The organism is Xanthovirga aplysinae, from assembly GCF_009711365.1.
GTDB classification, from domain to species: domain Bacteria; phylum Bacteroidota; class Bacteroidia; order Cytophagales; family Cyclobacteriaceae; genus Xanthovirga; species Xanthovirga aplysinae.
In genome coordinates, this window is the sequence record NZ_SMMB01001147.1 from 1 (window position 1) to 9,464 (window position 9,464).

Annotated in this window: 11 protein-coding genes; 4 read left to right on the forward strand and 7 right to left on the reverse strand. The window is 35.3% G+C overall.

Annotation, left to right across the window (positions count from 1 at the left end; translation table 11 throughout):
- Nucleotides 1-1,073 (reverse strand): DJ-1/PfpI family protein (locus tag E1171_RS14415; protein ID WP_187696466.1); only part of this gene is annotated, 1,073 nt, incomplete at its 3' end.
- A gap of 692 nt (nt 1,074-1,765) precedes the next feature.
- Between E1171_RS14415 and E1171_RS14420 the strand changes: the two genes are divergently transcribed.
- The 3 genes from E1171_RS14420 to E1171_RS14430 all read left to right on the forward strand — a co-directional run bounded on the left by E1171_RS14420 (nt 1,766) and on the right by E1171_RS14430 (nt 3,517).
- Entirely contained in the window at nt 1,766-2,605 is an 840-nt protein-coding gene (locus tag E1171_RS14420) for a PhzF family phenazine biosynthesis protein (protein WP_155206733.1), read from the forward strand.
- Between the two features lie 332 nt (nt 2,606-2,937).
- On the forward strand, nt 2,938-3,114 hold the full coding sequence (locus tag E1171_RS14425) for a hypothetical protein (protein ID WP_155206734.1): 177 nt from the start codon (nt 2,938-2,940) through the stop codon (nt 3,112-3,114).
- 43 nt (nt 3,115-3,157) lie between these two features.
- Entirely contained in the window at nt 3,158-3,517 is a 360-nt protein-coding gene (locus E1171_RS14430) for a VOC family protein (RefSeq protein WP_155206735.1), read from the forward strand.
- Nucleotides 3,518-3,606: 89 nt separating this feature from the next.
- Here the strand turns inward: E1171_RS14430 and E1171_RS14435 are convergent, their stop codons facing one another.
- From E1171_RS14435 to E1171_RS14445, 3 genes are all read right to left on the reverse strand, one after another.
- Nucleotides 3,607-4,620: a C45 family autoproteolytic acyltransferase/hydrolase gene (locus E1171_RS14435; protein WP_155206736.1), complete on the reverse strand. Its 1,014-nt coding sequence runs from the start codon at nt 4,618-4,620 to the stop codon at nt 3,607-3,609.
- Between the two features lie 69 nt (nt 4,621-4,689).
- Entirely contained in the window at nt 4,690-5,277 is a 588-nt protein-coding gene (locus E1171_RS14440; RefSeq protein WP_155206737.1) for a Crp/Fnr family transcriptional regulator, read from the reverse strand.
- A gap of 12 nt (nt 5,278-5,289) precedes the next feature.
- Nucleotides 5,290-6,777 (reverse strand): ArnT family glycosyltransferase, encoded by a 1,488-nt coding sequence (locus E1171_RS14445; RefSeq protein WP_155206738.1) that lies wholly within the window; start codon nt 6,775-6,777, stop codon nt 5,290-5,292.
- 279 nt (nt 6,778-7,056) lie between these two features.
- Here E1171_RS14445 and E1171_RS14450 point away from each other — a divergent pair, with 279 nt between their 5' ends.
- The gene (locus E1171_RS14450; RefSeq protein ID WP_155206739.1) at nt 7,057-7,617 is read left to right on the forward strand and encodes a hypothetical protein; all 561 of its coding nucleotides are present in this window, start codon (nt 7,057-7,059) and stop codon (nt 7,615-7,617) included.
- 142 nt (nt 7,618-7,759) lie between these two features.
- Here E1171_RS14450 and E1171_RS14455 read toward each other — a convergent pair whose 3' ends face one another.
- Genes E1171_RS14455 through E1171_RS14465 form a run of 3 tightly spaced genes read right to left on the reverse strand, consistent with a single transcriptional unit; the run spans nt 7,760 to nt 9,370 of the window.
- On the reverse strand, nt 7,760-8,137 hold the full coding sequence (locus E1171_RS14455; RefSeq protein WP_155206740.1) for a DUF1801 domain-containing protein: 378 nt from the start codon (nt 8,135-8,137) through the stop codon (nt 7,760-7,762).
- A gap of 3 nt (nt 8,138-8,140) precedes the next feature.
- Nucleotides 8,141-8,602 carry a GyrI-like domain-containing protein gene (locus E1171_RS14460; protein ID WP_155206741.1) on the reverse strand — a complete coding sequence of 154 codons (462 nt, stop codon included), beginning with the start codon at nt 8,600-8,602 and terminating at the stop codon, nt 8,141-8,143.
- A 39-nt stretch (nt 8,603-8,641) separates the two neighbouring features.
- Nucleotides 8,642-9,370 (reverse strand): helix-turn-helix transcriptional regulator, encoded by a 729-nt coding sequence (locus E1171_RS14465; protein WP_155206742.1) that lies wholly within the window; start codon nt 9,368-9,370, stop codon nt 8,642-8,644.
- Between the last annotated feature and the right edge of the window lie 94 nt (nt 9,371-9,464).

Below are 9,464 nucleotides of genomic sequence, written 5' to 3' on the forward strand. Positions count from 1 at the left end.
ATTTTCTTTTTTTGATACAGCTTTTCTGGTTTATCACTTACTCTAAAGCCTGTAACTTTATTGTTTTGATCCCTCTCAAAGGTTATCTCATCCTGGTTCAAATTCTCGAATTTATCTTTGTCAATGTAGAATAGTGGGTAATTTCTATCCAGATCCTCTTCATAAGCTCCCTCTAGCGATTTTTCTCTTTCATTAATTATTAGATGTATGCTGGACTCACCTTGGTTTTCATAAACTCCGACATAATCCTTTAGTCTACTGATTTGGGGAATATCTTCATAGGGATTATGTTGGGATAAAATTAGACCTTCTCCTGGAACCCATTTGTCATATTCCATGTAGTAGGCTGTTTTTCGGGCAGCTATAATTCCTTGTAGCTTGGCCACCAAATGTAATGCTCCATCTATCCCAGCGGAAATCCCTGCAGTGGTAATGATCTGTCCATTATCTACAAACCTTACATTTTTTAATACATTTATTTCCGGATAGGTTTTTTCTAGCTCCTCTAAAGAATTGTGAAAGGTGGTGGCCGTTTTACCATTCAAGATACCAGATTCGGCCAGTATAAAAGCCCCTGTACAAACCGATAAATAATTTTCAACATCTTTTTGTGATTTTATCCAATGGATTATCTCAGGATCTTCGGAAGCTATGCTGGAGTTTCCTCCAAAAAAAGCTAAAATATCAGCCTTAGGGGCATCATCAATATTGTAATCAGGAATAATTTTTAGAATCCCTTGTGATATGATAGGTTCTTTTGTTTTTGATACGGTAAATACCTCATGACCGGCATAGGAAAAAACCTCCATGGGTCCGGCAAAATCTAATACTTCCACTCCGTTTTGAAGATAGAATGCTATTTTTTTTCTTTTCGTGTCGGTATACTTTTTTAGTTCTTCTGGCAAAATCAGTTTCATACCACAATGTATGCATTTTCCTTTTTCTTCAAACTCTAAATTATCGCAAGAATTATTACATGGCGGACATACATAGATTAACTTAGAATTAACTGATTCCTGTGCCAGGACTGGGAGTTGAGTTAGAAGTAACGCTATGATTAATAGTTTTTTCATGATGAAACGAAGTTTGGGAGTTCTAAGATGTTCAAAATTAATTAGACTCATTTTGCCTTGAAAGGACAACTATGCGCAGTATTCGGACAAGATTATTTCCAATAAATAAAGGACAACTAGAATTTCCCTAGGCTAAAAAAATAAATCTTAATTGAGAATTTGATATAACTATAAAGATCTTACGGTGACTCAAAATCATATTGGTAAAATGATTTTTATTTGGCAGGATGGGAGGCTTTAATATTGTAAATAGAGAAAAATTAATATAGGTGAGGGGTTATCTTCTCATAAAGAGCAGTGGTTAAAATAAAGTCATTGGGGAATCCAAGGGGTAATTATTTAAAGTAGCAAAGGGGTTGATGAAACCAGGTGAACATGAATGATGATCTGGATGAATTATTTATTATTTGCAAAGGTCATTTTACAATACAACCTCGGAAATAAAATATCGTATTTTATGAAGGTGTTGTGTTTATTATTCCTAAGTGCGTGGAACAATGTCTAAAAGCAGGGAAGGGAGTTGAGTTTTTGATTGAGAATTTAAACATAAATTCCAATGAAAAGGGAGAAAAGCTAAACTAATACCTTTAATGCCCATAAAATTAATTATTTGTTAATATTTCCTAAGTAGATCTCTTTACAAATTTCACCCATAAATTTCCCAAAATTTCACTATCAAACTCACTATGAATATGACCAATATACAAAGAATTGCAGCATTCTCGGATAACAATAAAGGTGGAAACCCGGCAGGTGTGGTAATTGGTAATGAAATGCCTGTTGAAAAGGAGATGCTAAGCATTGCCAAAAAAGTGGGGTATTCAGAAACCGCATTCTTAAGTCCACTTAAGGACGGCTGGAGAATTCGCTATTTTGCACCTGAAAAGGAAGTGCCTTTTTGTGGACATGCCACTATTGCCAGTGGAGCAGCTTTGGGAGAACGCTTAGGGCCGGGAAGGTATAAACTTTTTTTGAACAAAGGGGAAATAAGCTTGGAGGTTTCAAATTCTGTAGGCGGTTCTTTTTTGGTAACTTTACAATCCCCTGAAACCTGGTCCGAGAATGCCCCAACAGATCTAGTGAATAATGTTCTTTCCTTATTTAATTGGACTCGCAATCAACTTGATCCGAATTTTCCAATTCGCATTGCTTCTGCCGGAGCCAGGCATTTAATTCTGTTTTTAAAGGAGAAAGAAACGCTTTCCAATATGAATTATGGTTTTGAAGAGGTGAAAGCACTTATGTTGAAAGAGGACTTAACTACCATAAGTTTTTTATGGGCTGAATCCAGTCGGTTATTTCATTCTCGAAATTCTTTTGCTTCCGGAGGTGTATATGAAGACCCTGCGACTGGGGCGGCCGCTGCCGCCTTGGCTGGTTATTTGCGGGATATTGACTGGAAAGGGGAAAGTAAATTTGAAATTTTACAGGGAGAGGATATGGGTTGTCCATCTCGTCTTCATGTTGAATTTACAAAGGAAGAAGGGGCAAGCATTAAATTGATGGGTGAAACTCGAAAGATTAAATTGTAGGGTACTTTATTTCAAAGAGAAAACATCTGGGGAATTTGACATCTCAAAAAATTGAAGAAGTTATGGCTGATATTTCAGGAACTCCTATACCCCAAAAGTTAGTAATTACGAAAAATTTAAAAAATATTGGTTAAGGATCCCCCAGATGATAATGAGCAATTAATTATGCCGGTGCCGGAAAGGGTAAGCATCTAGGAACAATTATGTACTCAGTTAGATATGGCCATTTTTTTTAAAAGAGTTGTAGAGCATTAATGGATCAAATTGAAAAATTTACCAGCTTTTTGCATAGAAATGGAATGTTTTGAATTTCCTTACCTAAGAATTCTTCCATGGGGTTGGCAGATGTAATGACAAATGTAGTAAGGGAGGTGGGCCTTACTCTGATATTGGTGGATAAAATAGTTTGTGGTGTTGATGAAATTTGGTCAGGCCTTAAGTTGGGAATCAGAAAGAAATTTGATATTAGAGATTTTTTATTGTTGTTTTCTGAAGAAATATTAATTTGATTTTCAAAAAGTTCACTTTTTTAAATACATAAAAAATTAGAAGATGGATCAGCACGAAAAAATTAATTATGTCGAATTTCCAGCAACTGACATTGAAGCCACAAAAGATTTTTTTACCAATGTTTTTGGTTGGTCGTTCGAAGACTATGGGCCAGAATATACCGCTTTCTCTAATGAAGGTATTGATGGAGGCTTCTTTAAATCCAATTTAAAGGCTTCAACGGAAAATGGTAGTGCGTTGATAGTATTTTATAGTCAAAACCTGGAGCAAACACTATCAAAAATAGAAAGGGCAGGAGGAGCAATAGTAAAGCCCGTATTTTCATTTCCTGGGGGACGTCGTTTTCATTTTGGGGACCCCAATGGGAATGAGTTTGCTGTTTGGTCTGATAAAAATCTATAGTTAGGGCTCGATTGGAATAGAATCAGCTTTTAACTATATGATAAGTAAGGGATAATCTGTCAAATACTTAATGAGCTTAAATTCTTTCTTTAATCTAGTAGTTTCTTTTTAAAAAGATAATTTCTCAAACGTAGGTCCTCTTTATAATTATTAGGGGTAGGTTTTCTTTCGGCTCTTTGTATTTCAAGATCATTTAATTGGCTAATGAAGGAGTATAAAGTGCCGAATTGGGCAGATTTTAGCTCCATGCATAAATGACACGACCGATTCGAAAGGATTGCTTTAGCCATCTCCAAGCTTAAAATCCGTTTGTTTTTCAAAAGCTTATCCAGGCCGGCTGTTCGTTCCCTGCTTTTGCTCCATTCATTTCCTCCCAAATCAAATGTCTTCATTTCTTTAGACAGAAACTGATTAGTGGTATAAATGTAATTTTGTCCTTCTATTGGTTTTCTTACCCAACGATGACTGGGTGTCACTTCAACTGCAGCTATATTTCCGCTTTTATCCGCGATTAAGTAATTGTTGGTGCTGCAAATGGGAGTGTCAAGTAATATTTTAATGGCCTCATCGGTAGTGGAACAATGTTCCAGAACGTACCTTACCAGTAAGCTGAAACTAATTCCTGGTTTTTTTTCCTGGCCATTAACAAAGTTCATCCCAATGGCTAATCCAGATTGATTTACTCCATCCATCTTTCCAATGAAAACGTCTCCTTGGGCAAGAAATGCTTTTTTGTTTTCTGGGCATATTAATGCACTTTCACAATAGTTTCTATGTGAAAAAAGGAAATCGTAATTGCGACCGAAAATTACATTTTCGCCATTTCTAAAGGCAAAAATGCTGCATTGTCCTTCCATGTCAAAAACGCCCATACTCAATAATAGACCTGCTACATTTTCAAAAGGGGTATGCACAGCTTTTGCAAATGCCTTCATTTCCTCAACAATTTCAGGGTAGAAATGGGTTAAATCCTCCAGTCCCTCCATTCCAAATTCTATTTTATGATTTGGAATTTCTGGAAATCTAAAACCATTTTTGTATAAAACACTTCCATACCTTGTTCCCATTTCATAGTGAGAACCTTTTAATCTCGGGTGATACATAAGCTTCTAATTTTTTATGTCAAAAATAGAAGTTGGGGAAGTTCAAAAAATTGATCTTGGGTAGGAAATTTATGATCTGATTTTATTACGGATGCGACTTAAACTTTCAGGAGTAATGCCCAAATAAGACGCCAGGTGTTTTATGGAAGTTCTGTCGGAAATATCTTTTTGTTTCCTTAGGAGGTCGAGATATCGCTCTTCTGCTGTTTTTGTTTGTAGATCAATTAGCTGTTGCTGTTTTAATAAATAGAGGCCTTCTGCTGCTTGACGACCAATCTGTTCCATAAAGATATCCCCTTGTTTTATGTAAAATTCTTGTAATGCTTGAAAATGAATTCTTAAAAAAAGACTTTTCTCTAAAGCCATGGTTTCCAAGCCAGAGGCAGTTTTTGTAAGTAAGGAAAAATAATCTCCAAAAAACTCATTCTCATAGCAAAGCTCCAAACAGACGCGTTTTTCTCCTTTATAGGAGAAAGTACCTCCTGATCCCCTCACAATCAAATAAAGGTATTTTTCTATATCCTCCGGACCTTTAATGATTTCATTTTTCGAGAATTCTATTTCTTTGATGCTATCTGCTAACTCTTCCCATGGTAATCCTGAGAGACCAAACTGGGTATAAAAGGTTTGGGATAATAATTCTACTTTTGAAATCACTTTATTTCTCTGTTAATCAAATATATGCTTTCTATAATCCATCCACCATTTTTCTATATTAATCTTTGGTTTTCTACATAGATAAAGGGGAATATTGTTTTCTTCCTCAATGGCATATTTATGAGTTATCATTTTTACCAGTTCCACTTCTTCAAAAACATATTCTACGGAAGGCTTTTCATTTCCCAAACTAATCCAAACATTGGCTTCCCTATTGCCAAATCCCCATAACCAAAAACTACCATGTCTGCTTATAGGGTTGGGAAGGCCGTATTTCTTCCCAAGAATTTTTAAAGCTCCCGCCTCTCCGTAATTTTCGCCCCAAATTACACAATTCTTTTGATCCCTATCACTTAAAGATTGATATAGGCTATCCACAAGGCTCACCTGTTCTTCCCATCCAAACATATCAGCATAATCACCGGTGAGGGATACACGTCCTTCAACTTCTTCTTTATTGTAATTTTTTATATAAGTGTAAATTGGTAAAAGGGGAGTCAATTTAGGAATGTAAGGGATAACTGGAAGCAAGATAAAAGCAGCCACTCCATAAATTAATGCCGGTCTTTTTTTCATTAGCTTTTCAATCATTACAGATCCACTTGCAAAGAGGACCGGATAGATCGCAAAGACATAATAGGCCTTTGATTGAAGAATCCATAATGTGATAAAAGTCACTAAGGCCGCAATTCCAATACTTCTATATTTTTTAATTTTTTGGTCAAAAATAAAGGCTGCAAGTCCGATAATACTGATGGTTAAGGTGAATGGAAAGGTTAATTGCTCCAATCCAAAGGCAAATGGATTAATTTGATCTAAATGTTTTTCCTTTAGGGCCTGAAGATGTTGTAAAATGGGGAAGTCGTTCAGGAATTGCCACCGAAGATTGAGAAGTATAATTAGAAGTGAGATTAATCCTGCTTCATATAGCCATTTATTTTTGTAAAGCTTCCCTTTTTCGTAAAATAATAAACCCAGTAATATGCCCCATCCCCAAATAGCCATGGTATATTTGTTCATTATTCCCAGGCCCAATGTGATTGCTAGCAGAAAAAGAAACTTCAGGTCTTTTGTTTTTATGTATTTAATGAGGGAATAGAACCCTAAAGTCCAAAACAACTGATCAAAAGCTACGGGTTGAAATAGTGTATGATTTCTATAGAAAGGCAAGAAGGCCAGTACACATATGCCGGCTAGAAAAATGGACTTGGTTTTTCCTCCTAATTCTACTGCCATTAAACAACATAAAATTAAGATACCAATGCCAGCAAGAGTAGGAAAGAGTCTGACACCCCACAAGGAATAATCGAATAGCCAATAGGAAATTTTCCCTATGAATCCAATCAATGGAGGAAACTCCAAATACCCCCAGTCTAAATGTTCACTTACGGATAAATGTAGTAACTCGTCCCGATGAAATCCATAATTCTTGTTTCCTGTCAAATGGATGGAAAATTTTACTAGGGATAGTAATAGGATAATTGGTGTGTATTTCTTCATATAGGCCAATATAGGCTGTTTTTGTTTAAAAAAGATGAAAATGTTGTTTTAATAAGAATAATACCACGCTATATTTTATTTAAGAGGTGGAGCTTGGAATACTCATGAAAAATTTTCTCTAAATGGAATTATCTAAGTTTTTTTGTCAGACTGGCCAGTTTATATATTTCCTTTTTAAATGCGAAACTTGAGATTTGCCTGATCATAAACCAATTTCTCCATACTATTGTTTTTTAAACCAAATAGTTTTGAAAACTATTAGGTGAAAACATGGAAATTATGAAAAATAAAAGGATAATCTTTTCCCTGGCTTTATTTTTAATAGTACCATTTTTGTGGGAAGGAGCTTTAGGACAATTCGCTTTACAGGAAAGTCAGTGTTTAACTGAACTTAATAAATCTAATGTAAAAACTAGTATTCCAGTTTATGGAAGTATGGTGGAACCTAATGAAGAAACAAATGCTATTTCACTCAATTACAAAATAGAAAGTGAGATCCACTCTTCTGCTTTCACTCTTTTCAATGAACCCTACCAAGGGAATAAAACTACACAAAAAATTAGAGGGGTACTTTATGGTGATGACAAGAAAGAACATACTATCCGAATTGATGAAGATATGGCTTTGAGAGTTCGGTCTAGTTGGAAAACCAGAATGAATGTGTACCTTATTAACCCGGATGGATCCCGGAAAAAGTTAACCAATACTTTAACTTCTCACTGGCAATCTGTGGTGCGAAAAGGAGAAAGTTATGTATTTGAAATTATGCAAAAACCAAAACGGGCCATTCAGCCAGATACAAGGAATAGCTATAAACTTATTATCACTAAAATTAGATAGACAGGAATAAGTTGTTATTAATTTTTCTAGAACTCCAGAAATTTATACTAAGGAGAAATGATTGGGTGATTTTTTGTCTTTTTGTTATACTGAAAATGAGAAGGATGCAGTCTCTTTAGAGTGCATTCCTTCTTCATTTCTCTTATTTCAATTTTTTTGCTTGCTTGCTTGTAACTTTACATAAGCCCAATGCTTGATTTAGAATTGATTGGATAGAATCAATGGGTAAATCTTGATTGGGTTTTATTCTTAGAATTTTCATTCGAACTCGGTTTCCTTTTTCTAAAAGAGGGTGATCAATTTTATTTCCTTCTATTATTCCGATATAAGGCTCCCTCGTTTTTTTATCTAGCCACAAATAACAAAAGCTTTTCCCTTTGTAGAGAAAAAAGGGTGCTTTATACCGCCAGGAGGTAGAAATGTTGGAGTCCAAGGCAAGTATAATTTCCCTTAAAGCCAAAAGACAACCTTTTAAGGGTTCCTCTTTGGTAAGATAAAATTGATCCAGCTCACTTAGCATGGCTTAATGTTTTGTAGCCACAAAGATATCTACTTCTGCATTGACCGGATTTTGGGCCTTTTCGCCATAAACTTCAAAATCGGCTGAATAGACCCGATCTATGTCTAATTTCCATATTTTTGACCACTCATTAATAATAAGACCTTTGGTCAAGTCTCCTTTAGGAGAAAATTTGACATAATTTCCTCCGTCAAAAGCTTTACCGATCATTCCTTTCGGGATCATGTCCAGATTTTCCACCTTACAGCCAATAAGCGTAGAATAAGGTTGTGTATAATCGCCTTCATAATCGGTGTAAATAGAATATATGGTTTTGTCTGTTTTGTTGGGGATCTTATTGATAATCTCCTCCGTCATAAATTTTTCCCAAAGCTTGCCAATATCCTTTTCAGCCTGTTCATTTTGGTTAGATGTTCTCACCGAAATTCCAATAATTTTAAAAGGTTCAATTTTTACGTGCTCCATTTTTATTCTTTTAGTTATGAAGTTAAAATTAGGGAGGGCCTATGACAAAGGGGTGTCAGGGGTGTTTTGGTATTTTTCCTTGCTTTTTTCAAAATACTCCTGTAAGGTTATTTTTTGAGGTTCGAAATGTTGATTTTGAATTTGGAGATTACGGATATGGTCAAGTCTGAAGGTTCTAAAGTCATTTCTTAAGCGACAAAATGCAATTAACAACCAGTTATCCTGTGTGCTGTACAAGGCAAAAGGTTCTATGATTCTATTACTATGTTCATTTTGCAAAGAAAAATACTCCAAATTGATGAGGTTTGAATTAGTAATGGCCGATTGAATGACCATTAAATAATCACTGGTTTTTTGGTCTTCGGGATTGTTACGAAAAACGATTCTTTGAGAGAGTAAATCTACTTTATCCCTTTGGGAAGAACGTAAAACAGCCTTTATTTTGGTAATTGCTCTTTGGTATTGCTCAATAAAAGAGATGTCTTTATTTTTAATGATCAGTTTTTCAGCTGTAATTAATGCATTGGCTTCCTCTTCTGAAAACATAACCGGAGGAAGGTTATACCCCTCCACCAAGGAATACCCTTTTCCCTCTTCAGTTACAATGGGGACTCCAGAGTTCTCCAATGTTCGAATATCTCGATAAACGGTTCGGGTACTAACATCATATTTCTCTGCTAGTTCTTTAGCTGTTAATAAACGTTTGGACTGTAAATCTGTTAATAGGGATGTTAGTCTTGCAAGTCTTGGCTTTTCTTTATCGCTCATTAAAATTAAGCTTAATTCTAGTGTGACTTTTTTTAGTAGTTAGAGTTAAAGGAATGCGCAAAGTTTTTTTTGAGGTCTAGTCTGTCTGTTTTTC